General features: G+C 55.8%; 17 protein-coding genes, 1 tRNA gene and 4 pseudogenes. 9 read left to right on the top strand and 13 right to left on the bottom strand.

What is annotated here, in order from left to right:
• The first annotated feature begins 160 nt into the window (after positions 1–160).
• A tRNA-Val gene (locus tag AC1MEE_RS14865) sits at positions 161–237 on the top strand.
• Positions 238–664: 427 nt separating this feature from the next.
• Here AC1MEE_RS14865 and AC1MEE_RS14860 read toward each other — a convergent pair.
• Together AC1MEE_RS14860 and AC1MEE_RS14855 are read right to left on the bottom strand one after the other, a co-directional pair.
• A complete protein-coding gene (locus tag AC1MEE_RS14860) occupies positions 665–826 on the bottom strand; it encodes a hypothetical protein (protein WP_480416041.1) in 162 nt (53 codons plus the stop codon).
• Positions 827–856: 30 nt separating this feature from the next.
• Positions 857–1,065 (bottom strand): annotated as a pseudogene (locus tag AC1MEE_RS14855) (alpha/beta fold hydrolase); the annotation flags it as partial.
• Between the two features lie 163 nt (positions 1,066–1,228).
• Between AC1MEE_RS14855 and AC1MEE_RS14850 the strand changes: the two are divergent.
• The 4 genes and pseudogenes from AC1MEE_RS14850 to AC1MEE_RS14835 all read left to right on the top strand — a co-directional run.
• A pseudogene (locus AC1MEE_RS14850) lies at positions 1,229–1,786 on the top strand (IS4 family transposase); the annotation flags it as partial.
• Between the two features lie 102 nt (positions 1,787–1,888).
• Positions 1,889–2,128: a hypothetical protein gene (locus AC1MEE_RS14845; protein WP_480416040.1), complete on the top strand. Its 240-nt coding sequence runs from the start codon at positions 1,889–1,891 to the stop codon at positions 2,126–2,128.
• An 896-nt stretch (positions 2,129–3,024) separates the two neighbouring features.
• Complete coding sequence (locus tag AC1MEE_RS14840; protein ID WP_480416039.1) at positions 3,025–3,264, top strand: hypothetical protein; 240 nt, start codon at positions 3,025–3,027, stop codon at positions 3,262–3,264.
• Between the two features lie 158 nt (positions 3,265–3,422).
• Complete coding sequence (locus AC1MEE_RS14835) at positions 3,423–3,647, top strand: hypothetical protein (RefSeq protein ID WP_480416038.1); 225 nt, start codon at positions 3,423–3,425, stop codon at positions 3,645–3,647.
• Positions 3,648–3,742: 95 nt separating this feature from the next.
• Here AC1MEE_RS14835 and AC1MEE_RS14830 read toward each other — a convergent pair whose 3' ends face one another.
• Positions 3,743–4,132, bottom strand: a complete 390-nt coding sequence (locus AC1MEE_RS14830; RefSeq protein WP_480416037.1) for a DUF4011 domain-containing protein — start codon at positions 4,130–4,132, stop codon at positions 3,743–3,745.
• Between the two features lie 208 nt (positions 4,133–4,340).
• On the opposite strand from AC1MEE_RS14830, the gene AC1MEE_RS14825 reads away from it, so the two are divergent.
• Complete coding sequence (locus AC1MEE_RS14825; RefSeq protein ID WP_480416036.1) at positions 4,341–4,553, top strand: hypothetical protein; 213 nt, start codon at positions 4,341–4,343, stop codon at positions 4,551–4,553.
• 215 nt (positions 4,554–4,768) lie between these two features.
• Here the strand turns inward: AC1MEE_RS14825 and AC1MEE_RS14820 are convergent.
• The 3 genes and pseudogenes from AC1MEE_RS14820 to AC1MEE_RS14810 form a co-directional block, all read right to left on the bottom strand.
• Positions 4,769–4,972: pseudogene (locus AC1MEE_RS14820) on the bottom strand (transposase); the annotation flags it as partial.
• Positions 4,973–5,001: 29 nt separating this feature from the next.
• Positions 5,002–5,895: a transporter substrate-binding domain-containing protein gene (locus tag AC1MEE_RS14815; protein WP_480416035.1), complete on the bottom strand. Its 894-nt coding sequence runs from the start codon at positions 5,893–5,895 to the stop codon at positions 5,002–5,004.
• Between the two features lie 75 nt (positions 5,896–5,970).
• The gene (locus AC1MEE_RS14810; RefSeq protein WP_480416034.1) at positions 5,971–6,759 is read right to left on the bottom strand and encodes a HalD/BesD family halogenase; all 789 of its coding nucleotides are present in this window, start codon (positions 6,757–6,759) and stop codon (positions 5,971–5,973) included.
• A gap of 106 nt (positions 6,760–6,865) precedes the next feature.
• On the opposite strand from AC1MEE_RS14810, the gene AC1MEE_RS14805 reads away from it, so the two are divergent.
• Positions 6,866–7,762: a LysR substrate-binding domain-containing protein gene (locus AC1MEE_RS14805; protein ID WP_480416033.1), complete on the top strand. Its 897-nt coding sequence runs from the start codon at positions 6,866–6,868 to the stop codon at positions 7,760–7,762.
• A gap of 699 nt (positions 7,763–8,461) precedes the next feature.
• On the opposite strand, the gene AC1MEE_RS14800 is transcribed toward AC1MEE_RS14805, so the two are convergent.
• Entirely contained in the window at positions 8,462–8,818 is a 357-nt protein-coding gene (locus AC1MEE_RS14800) for a hypothetical protein (RefSeq protein WP_480416032.1), read from the bottom strand.
• A 223-nt stretch (positions 8,819–9,041) separates the two neighbouring features.
• Here AC1MEE_RS14800 and AC1MEE_RS14795 point away from each other — a divergent pair, with 223 nt between their 5' ends.
• Together AC1MEE_RS14795 and AC1MEE_RS14790 are read left to right on the top strand one after the other, a co-directional pair.
• Positions 9,042–9,278, top strand: coding sequence for a hypothetical protein (locus AC1MEE_RS14795; protein ID WP_480416031.1), 237 nt, complete (start codon positions 9,042–9,044; stop codon positions 9,276–9,278).
• A 224-nt stretch (positions 9,279–9,502) separates the two neighbouring features.
• The gene (locus AC1MEE_RS14790; protein WP_480416232.1) at positions 9,503–9,802 is read left to right on the top strand and encodes a hypothetical protein; all 300 of its coding nucleotides are present in this window, start codon (positions 9,503–9,505) and stop codon (positions 9,800–9,802) included.
• Positions 9,803–9,850: 48 nt separating this feature from the next.
• Here the strand turns inward: AC1MEE_RS14790 and AC1MEE_RS14785 are convergent, their stop codons facing one another.
• From AC1MEE_RS14785 to AC1MEE_RS14760, 6 genes and pseudogenes are all read right to left on the bottom strand, one after another.
• Positions 9,851–10,636 carry an ABC transporter ATP-binding protein gene (locus AC1MEE_RS14785; RefSeq protein ID WP_480416030.1) on the bottom strand — a complete coding sequence of 262 codons (786 nt, stop codon included), beginning with the start codon at positions 10,634–10,636 and terminating at the stop codon, positions 9,851–9,853.
• Positions 10,630–11,691 carry a FecCD family ABC transporter permease gene (locus tag AC1MEE_RS14780; protein ID WP_480416029.1) on the bottom strand — a complete coding sequence of 354 codons (1,062 nt, stop codon included), beginning with the start codon at positions 11,689–11,691 and terminating at the stop codon, positions 10,630–10,632. The genes AC1MEE_RS14785 and AC1MEE_RS14780 overlap by 7 nt, the downstream gene beginning before the upstream one ends.
• The gene (locus AC1MEE_RS14775) at positions 11,688–12,878 is read right to left on the bottom strand and encodes an ABC transporter substrate-binding protein (protein ID WP_480416028.1); all 1,191 of its coding nucleotides are present in this window, start codon (positions 12,876–12,878) and stop codon (positions 11,688–11,690) included. Before AC1MEE_RS14775 ends, AC1MEE_RS14780 begins: the two co-directional genes overlap by 4 nt.
• Positions 12,879–12,943: 65 nt before the next feature.
• Complete coding sequence (locus AC1MEE_RS14770; protein ID WP_480416027.1) at positions 12,944–15,376, bottom strand: TonB-dependent siderophore receptor; 2,433 nt, start codon at positions 15,374–15,376, stop codon at positions 12,944–12,946.
• Between the two features lie 92 nt (positions 15,377–15,468).
• Positions 15,469–15,876, bottom strand: a pseudogene (locus AC1MEE_RS14765) (DUF4880 domain-containing protein); the annotation flags it as partial.
• Positions 15,876–16,391, bottom strand: coding sequence for a sigma-70 family RNA polymerase sigma factor (locus AC1MEE_RS14760; protein ID WP_480416026.1), 516 nt, complete (start codon positions 16,389–16,391; stop codon positions 15,876–15,878). The pseudogene AC1MEE_RS14765 and the gene AC1MEE_RS14760, both read right to left, overlap by 1 nt.
• Positions 16,392–16,446 lie beyond the last annotated feature (55 nt).

Here is a 16,446-nt window from a genome sequence, read left to right as displayed (position 1 = left end):
TTACGGATGCCCAGATCCTACCTGAGAAAAAAAACCTCCACCAGTGCGCCGTGAAAACAGGGCTGCGGAACAATTTTAAAAAAATACGCATATTCATGGAGTTAGCGCGAAAAAAGGTATTGACACACATCCAGATATCCGTAGAATGCCGACCCACAGCAGGCACGTAGCTCAGTTGGTTAGAGCACCACCTTGACATGGTGGGGGTCGTTGGTTCGAGTCCAATCGCGCCTACCAAACAAAATCCGCTCTGCTGGGCGGTCTAGAAGGGTCAACCGAAAGGTTGGCCCTTTTTTGTACTTGTCGTTTGGAAAAACTTTGGAAACGGTTTGGAAAAACGAACCACCGCACTACATCTTCAGGTCGGCTTTCACCTTCATATATACCACCGCATCTTCCCCGTGTAGATGAGCCAGGGCGTGTAGGCGAGGGCGGGGAGGATCATGGCGTCACCGGACGCCCCCACCAGCAGACCGGGCCGTCGTCGGTGTCGTGGATCGACAGGCAGAACCAGCCATCGCCATCCGGTTGACCTGATTGACATGCTCGGTGCGCTGCTGCTTCGTGGTGATTTGGTTTTCTTTGGGCATGGGGCGTCCTATGCCAGGTCATGCCTGGGCTGTTGATTCTTTGAAGTGGGGTTATTCCTTCGGGTAGGACGCGGCTAGAGAGTCTCGCTGATCCGCTCATATTCGGATTCCAGCCAGGCCGCGCAGTCCCGAGCCTCCTTGATGGTCGAGAATGAATCCACGTTCTTTCCGCACTCGGTATCGACCGAGAACTTCGCGGTGCCATTGATAGAGCGATCGACGACTTGGAATTTCATGATGGGACCCTCGGGGTTGGAGCCGGATGGTTAGATAGCGCAATGGTCGTTCGAGTCAGTGAGCGCAGAAAGCGGCTCTTCGACGTGCGCGACGCCGGACAGAAACGACATGATGATGGGGGCGATGGTTTCGGCCTGGGTGACCAGGAGCAGGTGCCCGTCGTGGATGACGTGCAATTCACCGTTAGGGATCCGCCTGGCCAGCTGGTGATGTTGACCAGCGGGATCAGTGGATCGTTCAAATGCGCTGATTATTCCGTCGAGTCCGGCGAACAAATCAATTGCAGTGGTCATGAGGATCCTCGCCGGCTGGCGTGATTCGTTGAAGTGGGGTATTTGAGTGCGCCCGGTAAATGGGCCATCAAAAAGGGAAGTCTTATGGTCAACGCAGGCGAATGTCGGGCTGCCATCAGCCCTTATCGCAAAGGAGAAATCCCACTGGCCCGTGATTTTGTCGACGTTATTCCTGGCAACTCGGTGACGTTGTTGGACAAAGGGTTTTTCAGTGCTGATTTGTTGTTGAGCATTCAAGACGAGCCGGACAATCGGCATTGGCTGATCCCTGAGCGTAAGGGGACGGTTCGTACGGAGCTTGAGTGCTACGGCGATGGTGACTGCCTGGTACAGATGAAAGTCTCGCCGCAGGCACGAAAAAAGAACCCACTACTGCCTGAACGCTGGCAAGTACGGGCCGTGACCTACGAAGTCGAAGGGAAAGAAAAGATCGTCTTCACTTCACTACCCGCCTCACAATTTAGCGCCGAACAGGTCGCCACCCTCTATCACGAGCGATGGGAAATCGAGCTGGGTTTCAGGGACATCAAAAGCTCAATGCAAGACAATGCCTTGACCCTTCGCAGCAAGACAGTTGATCTGGTTTATCAAAAACTGTGGGGGCTGTTGCTGGCTTATAACGTGGTCCGCCGAGAAGCCAGTCAAGCTGCTGTTGCGCATAAGCGGGTTTTTTATTGCGTTACCGATCGTCTCCAGCGTCGAACGAACACACAACCACCAACTCGAAATATCAGGACCTGCCTGTATTGGGTCCATTGAGAGGTGCCTATGAATGCTGATCCAAAACTCCAAGGCGGTATAAATCCGGACGATCCAAAGCCGACTGTGCCCGACCCCCTCGACCGTAGTCGCACCGACCTCTATCCGAGTTATGAGAATGGCATTGAAGAACTGCCGGACACTGAAGGTGAGCACCCGATCGAGTCCGAGGAAGAAGGTCTAGATCCGGATCGAATCCGAGAGAAAGTAGACAACCCGCTTGGTGATAGCCCCCTCGGTTCAAGATGAACAAGCAGCTCGGACCTTGTGCTGGGTTTTTACGTCAAACGGAAAACCACTGGAGCCAGGGTCGCCTCCTGGAAGGCTTGGATACTGATAAACCGGTAGTGCAGTTACGACACAAACACCGGCAGCACGCATTCTCTCACCTCTGATCCTTCAGGGTGGCGTGAGGCCAATAGGTGAGACTGCTGCAGATGAGTGCCGGCGCTGAAAAAGGCCTATAGCGGCCGGCGAGAGAAACCGTAAACCTATGCCCGGTTCCGGATCGGTGGTGCTGCCGTGGTATTTGAGGATGCGTTTTTGCAGCCGCTCCACGAGTGGGCGGTTAGCTGTAGCTCTGGGCATAGGGAAGTCTAGCATGCCATTCATCGGCAGGCGGCATAGGGAAGAGGTTAACCTGAGCGTGCCAGGGCGCCGCCCAAGTCGCTGGAACGGACGTAGGTTATGCATCTGTTTTCACGCATGATTCCGGTGTGGCGCTGTACTTCTTCCATGGCACCTTGATCCCGTCTACCAGAAATCCCCATGTGCCTTGGTACGGCCCGCTGATAAACAAGGTGAACACTCCGCCGTTACTGACCGAGTCGATTCTGTGGTATTCGCCGAAGCTCAAGCGTGCGGTGTCGCCTGGTCTGCGGTCGATGTATACAGTCGTCAGAGCGTTGGTTGGCACGGCCCCCGCTGAGTACGGAGTCGCCGTGTCCCAGTAGACGCTGCTCGGTGTAGCTGCCGCGAAGAGTGATCGTGATAATTCAGCCCCGGAGTATGGCGCAGAAGCTCAGGCTGTTCGGGCGTGATGTTGTTTTCTGTGGGCATGGGGATACCTCGCCGACTGGCGTGAATTGAAGTTGTGGGCTATTGATTGATGTCCCGGCGTGGAGCCGGATCAAGGAGAGAAAGTTATGTTCAGCAGACCAAGAGGTCCTTATTTGGAGCTGGATAATGGCCGAAAAATTCTCGCTGACTATCACTGGGATAAGCACGTTCCTGGTTACCCCGACAGGATTGACGTTTTGATTGATGAAGAATCAAACGAAAAGTACCTGACGCCGATAGCCAGCATCACTGGGCCATTCGAAAGCTGGGAAGAGATTCACAATCTCGCAGTACGATCCGGAAATAACCACTTCGGTAGAATCTAGGGGAGAGGTATGGCTGCGCCCACTGGCTTAGTGGGCGTGCAAGTCCGTCCGGATAGTCTTCTCCAGTCAGGCGCCGCCCTCCGTCATCGGTCGGGGTGGCATGATTCGTTGAAGTTGGGATTGGTCTACGCTTAACGCTCCACAGAGAGGCATGCGTCATGAGCGAAGATCGAGTGGTTGCGCTTGAGATAGCGCTGAAAACGGTAATGGCTATCGCCAGGAGTCAAGGCTTGGACGCCGATGAACTATGCAGGAAGTCAATTGGCGCAATAATTGGCGACCCCCAATTTAATTGGGTCAAGGCTGACCATGTTCAAGACGCCATCGCCGAGATTGAAATGGCCCAAGCTGCCATTGCGCGCCTGCCTCTGCCCTCAGCGTGATAGGTGAGGGTGCAGCGGACGGCGGTCATGCTGGCTCCTGATAATCGACAAGGATTAAGGCGTAAACGACGTTCATGCCCGGGTGTAACGCCAACTCAGAAAGGTCCTGCAAGGAGCGGCGAAAACTCTGACAGAAAGGATCGATTGCAACCTTGGCTCCGCGAATTACGAGTGGCCATCTTCGCCACTCGCCCCGGGGTGCAACCGCCTCCCGCATCAGGCAGAAACAGAAACAGGGTGTTCACCCCTTGCTCCTCGACAAAGGCCCGCGCCTCAGTGTGAATCCTCAACAACTGCAGGAACAGGCGCTCTTCATCCAGCGCAGTCTGCAGCCGCGTATCCGTATGCCGCCGCGCCCGACCCGACTCGTCCACCTCATCGTCGACAGCACTCAACTCGCCCAAGCTATCGAGTTCATGCAGCAGCAACTCATCAGTCGCTGCGTCCTGAGCCTCCGCGCCCTCTGGCTGCGCGGCCTTCGCCAATGCAGCCGACTTCTGCCCGTCACTTTATGGATAGACGTAATCGCCGAGAGAGCCTGATCCCCAGGGCCTAAACTTTGGGTGTTTAGTGGCTTATCGCCGTCTTGGTTACCTTGAAATCGCCCAACCTGACGAGCCACCTTCTAAGCTTTCATTGATGGTGATCGAAGGATATGGCGCATATCTCAGCCCATGGAAAAAGGAGCTTCCTATGTTCCCTGATAAACGGTTGACTGCCTGGAGTTCTCGCTGGATGCTCTTGGGCAATCACGTTGTATGCGGTGAATGCATGGCATCGCAAGCCGCCCGCGATGCAGGCCAGCCGTTTGTGCACATTGATTGCGACCTGGACAGTGGCTCTAGCGAATACCCGTGGCAGGATCTGCGTGAGATTTTGAACGAACTGCCGACGGTGCCGAATTGATAGAGGGGGATTGTGTTCGTTCGACAGGACGCCCGATAGGGTTATTTCTGTATGAAAGCACAGGGGCTAAGGAAGGTCTGAAGTAAGCAGCAGTTTTTAACGGCCTCGCTGTTTGAGGTTCAAAAAACGCCGACTTAATCGAAAATCAGACCTTTCCTCCTCTCCGTTCGCTGTTTTTTTGCGGAATAGCACCTTTTCAGGGCTCATTGTCCGCATCACAGGCGCACCTCGCCTGCATTCAACAGCCGTTTTCGCATCATCCACAGGTTCGACAACGCAAACAGTGTGGTCTGCTGCGCGGTGTTTTTAACCAACCCCCGGAAGCGGACTTTCGTATAACCAAACTGGCGCTTGATCACCCGAAATGGATGCTCAACCTTGGCTCGTACTTGTGCTTTCGCGTATTCGATTTTGCGGCGTATACGACCGATCAGGCTCTTTTTTGCATTCAAGGCGTAATATCAGATTTAAACCATTTTTCGGACAAGATTTTCACTGTCCCGTCCGCTAACGCAGCGCTCAGCGCACTGTTGAATTTCGCCTTGAGCTCAGGATCGCGGGTACGAAACGCAAACGCTTCACCCGGTCCCCAAATAGGACCACCAATCTTCGGGCCGACCATAGACAGCGATTTATTCTCAGGCTTGTCGAGTATTGAGTTGAAAAAAGTTACGTCGTCGAAGGAGTAATCGATACGGCCCGCCAGCAAGTCAAGAGCGTGCTCGCCGGACTTCTTGTACTCACGAATAGTCGCGATGTCTTTGAAATTGGTTTCGATAAACGCGGTGTATGCTGTACCTGAAGCGATGCCGATGGTCTTGCCGTTAACGAGTGCGCGGAGTCTGTCGATATAATGCTTGTCCGTTGCAGCATCGCCGGTAAGTTTGATCACTTCGTTAGACACACCTGCGCTCGCAATTAACTTAGGGTCTCCTGTAGCAAGCACGCCCGGGGTAGTCGCGTAAGGGATGGAGAAATCGATAACCTTCTGGCGTTCCGGGGTGATTACGATGGCGTCCATGAGCACGTCATACTTGTTGGTATTAAGGCCCTCAATCATTCCGTCCCAGTCCTGCGCTTGTAATTTGCATTCAAGCTTCATGCGGGCGCAAAGGTCTTTCATTAACTCCGGTTCAAATCCGGCGATTGCGCCGCCGGGGAGTGTCATGTTCCACGGCTCATAAGCAGCTTCTGTGGCGATGACCACCGAAGTCCATTCTTTAGCTTGAGAGGTTGATGCGAAGAATGAAACCGCGCCGATGAGCGCAAACGTTGCCAATTTAAACGATGCCTTACTTTTTATGACCATGGTTTTTTCCAATGTGTGAAGGGTGGATGGCATAGTAAGAACCTACGGCGGCGGCCCGAATAGATTATATAAAGCTGTTATTGTTTTGATGTGCGTCGCTCATGCGCGTCAGGAAGCGCGCCCATAAAATCCGATTTTCTCCTCGTCACTGAACATCACACCGGGTTTTTCATAGTAAGAGAACACAGCGATCATGCGCTCTTGTTGACCTTGCACGGGAGTGACACGATGCGCCGTATTTTTGCCGCGAAATACGTTCAGGGTACCCGCTTCAAGTTCCAGGGTTTGAACCTGTGGATCCCGTCCTTTGAGCAACTCAACCACACCGGCATAGTTTGGATCATTATCCGAGCGCAAGTTGCTGCGGTATTGGAAACTACCACCCGATTCCGGTGCTTGCAAAAGCAAAGTTGTCGTGAATTCTGCACGGTCAAAATGCCAATTGAGTTCTTCCCCTTCGCGATAACTCATTACATTGGCCCGCGCCAAGGGATCCTGCATCACGTGAAGGGCAGGCTTGCCCATGGTCGCCGCAAGGAACCGGACCAAGGGTTCATATTCGTAGATCGCCAACACTGTGCTATGCGGTATCTGGTCTGCGCATAGGGTGTGGCTGACGGTCTCGACCTTGCGCAAGGCAGGATGAGACGGGGCAAGTTCAGGAATATCCGGTTTAAAATAAATATTGTGTAAACGCTTATGGACGTGCGACTGAGTGTCCATGATGGGGCTGACTTCGGCCACTGCCTTTTGGGCGGCAGCTGGTTTGACCAGCTGATTCAGATTGAACATACCAGTAGTGTTCAACTCTAGGATTGCACGGTCAACCAAGGCTTGCCATTCAGGGCTTCCTTCCCGATCAAGCGGGTAGCGCTCCAGATCCAGAATGTTTCGCATGGGGGGCTCTCTGTTTTGGTGAAGCCAAAAAGTAACCCTAAAAAAACTGTGCAACAACGGCACAAATTGTTAGCCTCCCATAAGAAAATCTTTCGGACAAACCCTGATGAATAGACTTCCGCCGCTCAATGCAGTAAAGGCGTTCGAAGTGGCGGCTCGCTTGAACAGCTTCGTATTGGCAGCCAAGGAGCTGAACGTGTCATCTGCCGCTATCAGTCAACAGGTAAAGCACCTTGAAGATTTTCTGGGTCGACAGCTCTTTGTGCGGACAGGCAACCGCCTCACACTGACGGACGCTGGGCATGCCATTTATCCGCAGTCTTCTCGGGCATTAAATGACCTCTCTGCGATGACCGTGCGGATACTAGAAGGGGATTTAAATGCTCGTAGACTGATTATAAGTGTGCCGTATTCTCTTGCTGAAGCCTGGCTCGCGCCGAAGTTGAGTGTGTTGTTGCAATATTACCCGCAGTTATCGATCGAGATTCGCGTAGAGGACGATCCCGTGGATCTCATGCGTCATGATATCGATGTGCGAATCAGTTACGGCGCTTATCACTACCCGGGGCTCGAGGTGATACAGCTTGTACATGACGAGGTAACCCCAGTCTGCGCTCCCGAATTTTGGTACACCCATGGTAATGATGAGTTTAATCTCGCCAAAGTACCGCAGAATCTATTCATCCATACCCATTGGGGCGCCAGCTACGCATCGCATCCTACGTGGAGCGATTGGTTTACTCATATTGCCAGTCAATATCACCCCGACCCCACGCAAGGGCAGCGAGCCGGAGTGTCCACTCTTTCGATTTCACTAGCCCGTCTCGGTCTAGGCATAGCACTGGGCCAAAGAATCACCGCAAAAGCAGACCTGGAGGCGGGACGTCTGATTGCACTGTCACCGATATCGCTACAACTTGGGCATCCCTACTGCGCGTTTGTACCCACTCTGAAAACCGATCGTAAAGATATTAAACGGATGGTATCGCTGCTAAGGCAATAGCGCTAAAAATATGATTATTATCTAAATCTCCTGGTAGCAGCACTGGGTAACGTAGAACATGGGCGGTCTAGAAGGGCGATCCGAAAAGGTCGCCTTTTTTGCGTCTGCGGTTTGGGAAAACCTTGGGTAAATGACCAGCGAGGATGCCTTGGTCAGGTAATCCGGCGTGTGGGCCGACGGGGTTGTAGTAGCGGTAGTGGTCCTGGTCCTTTCTTTGGGATTTCCACGTGTGTACCTCGCCATACCGCTATAGCGGCTGACGTAGTACAGGGGGAGGGGTATATCACCTAAGCTAATTAGAGTTAGGACGAAACGTTACTAGACCCGTAAAACGTGCTTTGTTAGAAATATAACTGCTCGGCCTCCACCTTAAACTTGCAGGCAGGGAGCAGGGTGGTAGGCGGGCACCACAACTCCATTTGCCTAAATGGAAACAATCCAACATTGAGTTGGGTGATGATCAATGAGCCCGATTGCCAACCTTCGGGTATATCGCTGCGCATCTGGCCAACTGCTCGCGCACCTGTGCATAGGGCTCATTGATCTCTTTTTATTTCCTGCTGCGGGCGCTGTGCAGAAAGCGTCGAACGCTTCGGTAGCGTCTTCCTTTCGTAATATGCGTGCTTGAGTTCGTCCCGAATGGCCAACCTCTTTGGATCATCCACCGCAACCGGGGCAGCCTGCTCGGCGAACGTTCCGTTAGCCATGGGCGGCGGCCTCGCTAGCGTGATTTAGGTAGTAGGCCATCTCGCTTTCTACGACGTCGAGTTCATTTATCCCCCAGTTTGTAAGGGGTGTAGAAGCTTTACCACCCGACGCATGGCTCGCCGCCAACAGACGAATCATAAGCGTTCTCGCAAAGTCCAACTGCGCCTGTAGCTCATCCATCCCTCGATCGGCCTCGTTTAGGCGCTGGTGCAGGGCGTCGCGTTCGGCTGTGATCTGTCGGATATGCCTAAGTGCTCGGATGTAAGCGCTGCCATCGCTGGGCTCGCCCATCTCTTCATGCAAGTCGGCCATAAATGCCAACTTTTCTTCCAAAGGTTTATTACTCATTGTTGTACTCCCACGCATAGGTTGAAGGCCTAGCACGCACAAGCCCTGTTCACCTGATCTCTATCGGCACGAGAGCTGATTTCTACAATCTGCCATCGCCGCGCGGCGCTCATCAGGATGTAGGTGTCGCTGCCGCCCATGGCCAAGGCGTCAGCAAGTGGCGTGATTTAATTTCATGATCTATTTGTGTATCTCGGCGCGGGGCCGGAGCGAGGAGAAAACCATGCATTTGGTTGTGGAGAGAGCTTATCCCGTGGATTACGTCCATCCAAACGGAGAGCAAGCAGAAATCGATTTCATCTGGGGTGATTCGAAAAGCATGGCGCCTATCGGAATTACTATCTGGCTAAAGGCTGGCAATGAAAGGGTCAAGCTCGGCGAAGAAATAGGCGAATGGCGCACCTTTGGCGATGCCTTGCGGCGGGGTATTGATCTCGCCTTCAAATGGCTAAGTCGCTGAAGCTGAATGCCGATTTAGGGGGGCGCGATACCGCTCATAGCGGCTGACGTGTTCAATAGAGGAAAGGATGGAAGTGGCTCAAATGAGCCTGCGACGTGGCGTCAAACGCTGATCGCGCCGAAGTTGCTGCATTGCGAGATTCAATTTCTCTTATTCCATCGCTTGATATTAATGTGAGATCAAAACGCCCACATCAGCAACCAACGGAGTTCTGGGAGGGGGAAATGCATCACAGAGGAAATCAATATTGGGCATGGGCTGACTGCCAGCTTCACAGCCGGTCACATGACGAAGAGTTGAGCGACGGAACCCAGATCGATGTTCAGGTCAGGGTATCGCGTAACGACGTTACGCAAGTCTTCATCGGCGTCTATGGGAGCACGGGGAGCATGTTGTTCGAGGAATACCATGATTCTCTTTTGAGCGAGGCTACGAGCTGTGCGCTGGTATGGGGAGTTGATCGAGCGCGAGCACTTGCTACCGGCGCGATTGTTGGAGAACAGAGCCAAAGAGCGTCTTCCTGACTGAATGGGCACGGTCTGTTCTCCACGTTCAGGCTGGTCCCTCTCTTCTCAGGCGATTGCCGGTCTTTTGTTCGCCGCGGCGACAATGTCGTCAATGATGATATGGCTATCCCCTCTGGAGCATTTTTCGATCCGTGCGTTGACCTTGTACACCTCTTTCAGCATTTGCTCGGTGATCACCTCTTCGCTGGGCCCGCTGCCTTGCGTCGTGCCATCGGCGATGACCAGCACCTGATCGGCGAAGCGCAGTGCCTGGTTCAGATCGTGGATCGCGATGAACACGATGACCTCGCGGGTACGGGCCAGTGAGCGCATGAAGTCCAGCACCTGAACTTGCCGATGCATGTCCAGGGCGCTGGTCGGTTCGTCCATCAGCAGGATCTCCGGCTCGCGAACCAGGGTTTGCGCAATGGACACTAACTGCTGTTGACCTCCGCTGAGTTCACCGAGGTTGCGGAAGGACAGCTCGGTGATGCCCAGCGCACCGAGGATCTGTTCCACCCGTTTCAATTCATCGTCATGCACTACCCAGCCCGGGGCCAGTTGCTTGCGCGCCAACAGCACAGACTCGAAGACCGTCAACCGGGCACTGGCATTCATTCCCTGGGGCATGTAACAGATTCCCTGGAGTCCTTTCCTGGAGTTCTGCAAGATGACCTGGCCCGGCCCGTCGATCAGCCCGGCCATACGCTTGAATAAGGTAGATTTTCCGGCCGCATTGGGCCCGACCACGGCGACCACCTGGCCGCCGAAGAATGTCGCAGTGCTGACACCTGAAATGATCGGGCGCTGGCCATAGCGAGCGCCCAGGTTCTCCAACTGAATCTTCACCATGAGTTCTTTTTCCCGCTGAGGATCAGAGATATGAAGAACGGCACGCCGATCAGTGAGGTGACCACCCCGATCGGAAAAATAGCGCCTGGGATCAGGGTTTTGCTGACCACGGAACTGATCGAGAGAATCAGCGCGCCGGTGAGCAAAGAGGCGGGCAGGAAGAAACGTTGATCTTCACCGATCAGCATCCGGGCGATGTGCGGCCCAACCAGCCCGATAAAACCGATGGTCCCGACGAACGCCACCGGGAACGACGCCAGCAAGCTGACCATGATCAATGTTTGAAAGCGCAAACGCCGTACGTTGATGCCGAAGCTGGCGGCCTTGTCATCGCCCATGCGCAGGGCGGTCATGGCCCATGCGCGTTTGGCGAAGATTGGCAGGGTGATCAGAATCACCAGGCAGATGACCCCCAGTTTTGGCCAGGTGGCTTTGGTCAGGCTGCCCATGGTCCAGAACACCACGGCGGCGACGGCCTGTTCGGTGGCGAAGAATTGCACCAGTGCCAGCAGGGCATTGAAGGTGAACACCAGGGCAATGCCCAGCAGCACGATGGTTTCCGCGGTCACCCCACGGCGCATGCTGAGGACGTGAATCAACATCGCCGAGAGCATCGCCATGATGAAGGCATTGATGGGCACCATGTACTGTCCTATCAGCGGAAACAGCGCCACCCCAAAGGCCAGCCCAATGGCCGCGCCGAAACTCGCGGCGGCGGAGATGCCGAGGGTAAACGGGCTGGCCAATGGGTTGTTGAGGATGGTCTGCATCTGCGCGCCGGCCAGCGATAACGCGGCGCCGACCGCCACCGCCATCAGCGCCACCGGCAGACGAATGTCCCACATCACGACGCGCACCTGGGCCGGGGCGGTCTCCGGCGAAAACAATGCCGTGAGTACTTCGCCCACACTGTAATTGGCCGGCCCCAAGGCCAGGTCCAGTAGCACGCTGAGGATCAGCAGAAACGCGAGAACGCCCAGAATCAGGCGTTTACGAACGACGAGTGCGCGGTAGGTATTGCGCTGGGCGACCGGTGCGGCTTCCAGCGAACTCATGGCTTGGCCTCAGGTGTTTTCAGGCTGACGAAGTAACCGGGCTCGTACGGCACCGGTAAAAAGCGTTCATGCAGTTCACGGAGCGAGGCTTCAGGGTCGAGATCGGCAAACAGCGTCGGGTGAAACCATTTGGCCAATTGTTGAATCGCCACGAATTGGTAGGGGCTGTTATAGAACTGATGCCAAATGGCATGAAATGCCTGGCTGCGCTGAGCCTTTATGCCGGCATACGCCGGGCGCTGCGTGTACCAATTCAACTTGGCGCGAGCCTCGTTCAGGTCGGCCCCGGGTCCGACGCCGACCCAATGGCCTTTGGGCGCAAAGGCTTCCCAGTTGGCGCTGGTGACGACCACCTGATCGGGGTCGGCGACGATGACCTGTTCCTGGTTCAACTGACCGAACGTGCCGGGAATGATGGCTTTGGCAATGTTGTCGCCACCGGCCATTTCGACAAATCGACCAAAGTTCTCGTTGCCGAAACTAAGGCAGCAATCGTCGGTGTAACCGCCGATACGTTCGATGAACACTTTGGGTCGTGGTGGCTGGGCGGCGCCGATGACATCGGTGACGCGGCGGATCTGTAGCTTGCGAAAGTCGATGAATTCCTCGGCTCGCGCTTCTTTGCCAAAAAGTTTGCCGAACAGGCGCATGGTCGGTTCGGTGTTGTCCATCGGGTTGTTGCGAAAGTCGACGTAGACCACGGGAATCCCCAGCGCATCGAGCTTCTGGATGTACTGCGCGTCTTCGGTGGCGTGCTGGGCCTCGATGTTCAGGATGATCACATCTGGCTGTTGCGAGATCGCCTGCTCAATGTCGAACGTCCCCTCCTCGAAGCCGCCGAAGGTGGGAATTTTGGCGATTTGCGGGAATTTGTGCAGATAAGCGTTGTAGGTATCCGGATCGGACTGGATCAGATCCTTGCGCCAGCCGACGATGCGCTGCAGCGGATTTTTCGTATCCAGGGCGGCCACCAGATATAACTGGCGACCCTCGCCGAGGATGACCCGCCTGACAGGAACGTGGACCTTGACCTGACGCCCGAGCAGATCGGTCACCGTTATCGCGGCGGGATCCTGGTTTGCAGCGACAGCGGGTTGCGGATTGATCAAGGAGACGAGCGTGGCGCCAAGAAGCCCTGCGAATAGCAGTGCCGTCGCTGTGCGGCCGAGTCGACGTTGAGATGCCATGGTTCAAGCCTTAGCGTGGGTCATGCGCGTGCATCGGCTCAGGCCGCTGCACGCGCATGAGCGTTTCAGAAATCGACAGTGGCCGACAGTTGCAAGGTGCGCGGCGAGCCTTGGGAGAAGGCGCCGTAAGACGCTACGCCCGACCAGTATTCACGGTCGAAGACGTTCTGCACGGTGGCCCGGAACGTGGTCGGCCGACCTTCGATATGGGTGCTATATCGAGCGCCGACATCGACGCGGGTCCAGGGATCAAGCGCTTGCTGGTTGGACTGATTCACGTACTGTTTGCCGGTATAGATCAGGCCGCTGGTCAGGGTTACGCCCTGTATCCACGGGGTATCCCACTCGCCCCAGAGATTGGCCTGGACCTCAGGCACACCCACCGGTTTGTTGCCACGGTTGGCCGGCGTGCCGGACTTGGTCAGCTCGGCATCGAGGAGCGTCACACCACCCAACAGCCGCGTACCCTCGGCGATTTCGCCAAACATATTCAGCTCCACACCGCGGTTGCGTTGCTCACCCTGTACCGAGAACAGGCCTGCGGCCAATTCGCCGGTAGGCTTCTTGATTTGGAACAGACTCAGGGTCGAGGTGAAGGTGCCGTAGTCGACCTTGACTCCGACTTCCTGCTGCCGGGAAATGTAAGGCGCGAAGATCTCACCCGAGTTCGAAGCTGTGGCGGGCGCGATATCACCTTTGCTCAGGCCTTCGATGTAGTTGTAGTAGAGGGAAACGTGGTCCCAAGGTTTGACCACGACCCCAAAGAGTGGCGTGGTGGCGCTTTTATCGTAGGAAGAAGTCACCGCGCCTGTGGAGTTGTAGTTGTTGGATTCGACGTTCTGCTTGCGCACGCCGAGGGTCACATGCACGCGATCGTCGAGGACCGACAGCGTGTCGGCCAACGCCACGCCGGTGAGCTCGGTTTGGGAAACCTTCAACACATCCGGGGTCGCGATGGACGGTTCAGGGCGGTCCACGGGATGGTAGATGTTGGATAGCACCGCCGGACCGGAATTGATGCCTCTGGACAACTCGTCGCGGTACCGGGTGACTTGCAACGTGGTGGCGTGGCTGATCGGGCCGGTGTCGAAGCGGGCTCTCGCGCCGGCATCGACCGTGTAACGTTCCACCTCGAACTTGTAGTAGCCCGGAATCGAGGAGGTATCCCCTGCGTCATTCAGAATGGTCGGGGTCTGGTCGGACATTCGGTCGACATTTGACTTGCCGCCACCGGCATGGGCAAACACGGTCAGCGCGTCGCTCAGGTCGTATTCGCCGCTGAGTAATGCGGATTTGTCGCGAGTTTCTGACCAACCCCACTCCTGGGTCACATTCGTCCTGCCATTGGCCGCAGAGGGAATATCGACACCCGTGGCGATCAGGAATGGTCGGGATGGCGCATCGAATTTTTCTTTCTGGCTGATCAGGTCCAGTGAGGTTCTGAGTCGTTCCCCTCGGTAGTCCAGGGAGATCGCACCGATGTCGACATCACGCGATTGCTTGTCGATCGCTGTATCGCCTTGCTGGGTGCTGCCGTTGATGCGCACGCCAAACTGGCGTTCGTCACCGAAGCGGCGACTCAGGTCCATATGTCCACCGACCTGTGAATCCATCGCGTAACTGGCCGTGAACCGGGTCAGGTCTTCGTCGAGCGAACGCTTGGGGACCACATTGATGACACCCCCAACGCCACTGTTGGGTGACATGCCGTACAGCAGGGCGCCGGGCCCCTTGATCACTTCAATGCGCTCGGCATATTCGGTGAAGACGCGGTAGTTGGGTGCAACACCGTAGACACCATCGAACGCCAGTTCGCCGAGGTTACCTTCGCCTACCGGAAAGCCGCGGATAAAGAACGAATCGACGACGCCACCGGTCTGGCCAGTGGAACGTACTGACGAGTCGCGCTCAAGCACGTCGGCCACGGTCACGGCCTGCTGATCTTTGATCAGCGTTGAGGTGTAGTTACTGACGCTGAACGGTACATCCATCACGTCCTTGTTGCCCAACATACCCAGGCGTCCCCCGCGGGCAACCTGACCGCCAGCGTAGGCTTCTGGCAGCTCATCCGGATGACCTTTGGTGGCGCTGATGGTGGTCTCGGAAAGGGTCAAGCCGCTGGCGTTGTCGGCTGCACGTTTAGTCAGCGTATAACTGCCGTCGCCTCGTACGACCATCTCCAGACCGCTACCCGCAAGCAGGCGGGTGACGGCCTCCTGCGTCGGGTAGGTGCCCGATAGTCCCGGGCTGGTCAGGCCGTCGGTCATCGCGGGTTGAAACGACAGTGCAATCCCGACATCGACGGCAAAGCGTGACAGCGTCGCGCCCAAGGGGCCTGGCGCGATATCGTAGGTCCTGACGGCCACTGTATCCGCGGGCGCAGCCGTGGCGGCCCAGGCAGTGGGCGTGGTGGCGGTGGTCAGGGCAAGGCTTAGGATTGCGCTATGGATAGCCCGTTTCAATGAGCGATCCGAACGCAGAGGTCGTGCAACGAACATGGAGTGATGACCCTTTCGACGAGATTGAGAAGTTCTGTCTTCTTTGCCAGTCGAGATCAAAAAAAGTATCAGCCCTCCGGGATTTTTTTCTGGGAGATGTTCACGTGCGAACCATCGGCCAGGGTCAACTCACGACGCTCGCCAACGGCCGATCGGTAATCGGCGGTCCATTGTTGTGACTCGATCACATTCCAGCTCCCCCAGCCGACGGGAAGCACGGTCAGGATCATCGCCAGTTTGCCCAGCACGGTGCGGCGATCTTTGTTGGCGGGACGGTCCAGCGCAGGCATGGCCAAGGCGGGCGGCAGTCCGCCGAGTTTGCTCAGCAGCACTTGCGCCCGAGCCCAGGCGCGCTGACGCTCGTGGCTGCTGGCGCGCCAGCACTCCCATTCGGCACGCTGGGTCTCGGTGACGTCGCACTCGTTCAAGCGCATCAGCCATTCGGCCGCTTCATCGAGGGCCTGGGGGTCGAGGGTTGAATCACTGCGGTGGGCAGACATTAATCCACCAATGCCAGGCATTGCAGGAATGCCTGCTTCATGTAGCGTTTGATGGTAATCAGCGATACCCCGAGTTGTTCGGCAATATCTCCGTACTTCATGCCGCCGATCTGTGACAGCAGGAACGTACGTTTTACCAGGGAGGGCAGGGCATCCAGCATGGCGTCGATTTCATGCAGCGTTTCCATAATCATGAAACGCAGTTCGGGAGATGGGACTTCGGGTTCGGGCAGGACCGCCAAGGCATCCAGATAGGCGCGCTCGAGGGCCTTTCGCTGATACCAGTTAACGAGGATGCCTCTGGCCACGCAGCTCAGGTAAGCGCGCGGTTCATCGATGACCGCTACCTTGGACGCCAGAATGCGAGTGAAAGTATCTTGAGCCAGGTCAGCCGCATCCAGTGCATTACCCAATTTCTTGCGCAATCTGGCGTACAACCAATGATGGTGGCCGCTGTAAAGGGTCTCGATCATCCGCAGATAATTGTCGTTGGCCAGCGGCAGGGTAGTGCTCATGGATAGTTATTTGTTTGCGATTGAGAAGTATTAACAATACTAATTGAGTCAACGC

The sequence above is a fragment of the Pseudomonas sp. ASL3 genome, assembly GCF_056680425.1.
This window is presented reverse-complemented; position numbering and strand designations above follow the sequence as displayed.

What these genes read in the sequence shown, in the direction of transcription:
- AC1MEE_RS14860 (WP_480416041.1), bottom strand. Translation starts at nt 826, where the DNA reads ATGAAATTCCAAGTCGTCGATCGCTCTATCAATGGCACCGCGAAGTTC.
- AC1MEE_RS14845 (WP_480416040.1), top strand. Translation starts at nt 1,889, where the DNA reads ATGAATGCTGATCCAAAACTCCAAGGCGGTATAAATCCGGACGATCCA.
- AC1MEE_RS14840 (WP_480416039.1), top strand. Translation starts at nt 3,025, where the DNA reads ATGTTCAGCAGACCAAGAGGTCCTTATTTGGAGCTGGATAATGGCCGA.
- AC1MEE_RS14835 (WP_480416038.1), top strand. Translation starts at nt 3,423, where the DNA reads ATGAGCGAAGATCGAGTGGTTGCGCTTGAGATAGCGCTGAAAACGGTA.
- AC1MEE_RS14825 (WP_480416036.1), top strand. Translation starts at nt 4,341, where the DNA reads ATGTTCCCTGATAAACGGTTGACTGCCTGGAGTTCTCGCTGGATGCTC.
- AC1MEE_RS14815 (WP_480416035.1), bottom strand. Translation starts at nt 5,895, where the DNA reads ATGCCATCCACCCTTCACACATTGGAAAAAACCATGGTCATAAAAAGT.
- AC1MEE_RS14810 (WP_480416034.1), bottom strand. Translation starts at nt 6,759, where the DNA reads ATGCGAAACATTCTGGATCTGGAGCGCTACCCGCTTGATCGGGAAGGA.
- AC1MEE_RS14805 (WP_480416033.1), top strand. Translation starts at nt 6,866, where the DNA reads ATGAATAGACTTCCGCCGCTCAATGCAGTAAAGGCGTTCGAAGTGGCG.
- AC1MEE_RS14800 (WP_480416032.1), bottom strand. Translation starts at nt 8,818, where the DNA reads ATGAGTAATAAACCTTTGGAAGAAAAGTTGGCATTTATGGCCGACTTG.
- AC1MEE_RS14795 (WP_480416031.1), top strand. Translation starts at nt 9,042, where the DNA reads ATGCATTTGGTTGTGGAGAGAGCTTATCCCGTGGATTACGTCCATCCA.
- AC1MEE_RS14790 (WP_480416232.1), top strand. Translation starts at nt 9,503, where the DNA reads ATGCATCACAGAGGAAATCAATATTGGGCATGGGCTGACTGCCAGCTT.
- AC1MEE_RS14785 (WP_480416030.1), bottom strand. Translation starts at nt 10,636, where the DNA reads ATGGTGAAGATTCAGTTGGAGAACCTGGGCGCTCGCTATGGCCAGCGC.
- AC1MEE_RS14780 (WP_480416029.1), bottom strand. Translation starts at nt 11,691, where the DNA reads ATGAGTTCGCTGGAAGCCGCACCGGTCGCCCAGCGCAATACCTACCGC.
- AC1MEE_RS14775 (WP_480416028.1), bottom strand. Translation starts at nt 12,878, where the DNA reads ATGGCATCTCAACGTCGACTCGGCCGCACAGCGACGGCACTGCTATTC.
- AC1MEE_RS14770 (WP_480416027.1), bottom strand. Translation starts at nt 15,376, where the DNA reads ATGTTCGTTGCACGACCTCTGCGTTCGGATCGCTCATTGAAACGGGCT.
- AC1MEE_RS14760 (WP_480416026.1), bottom strand. Translation starts at nt 16,391, where the DNA reads ATGAGCACTACCCTGCCGCTGGCCAACGACAATTATCTGCGGATGATC.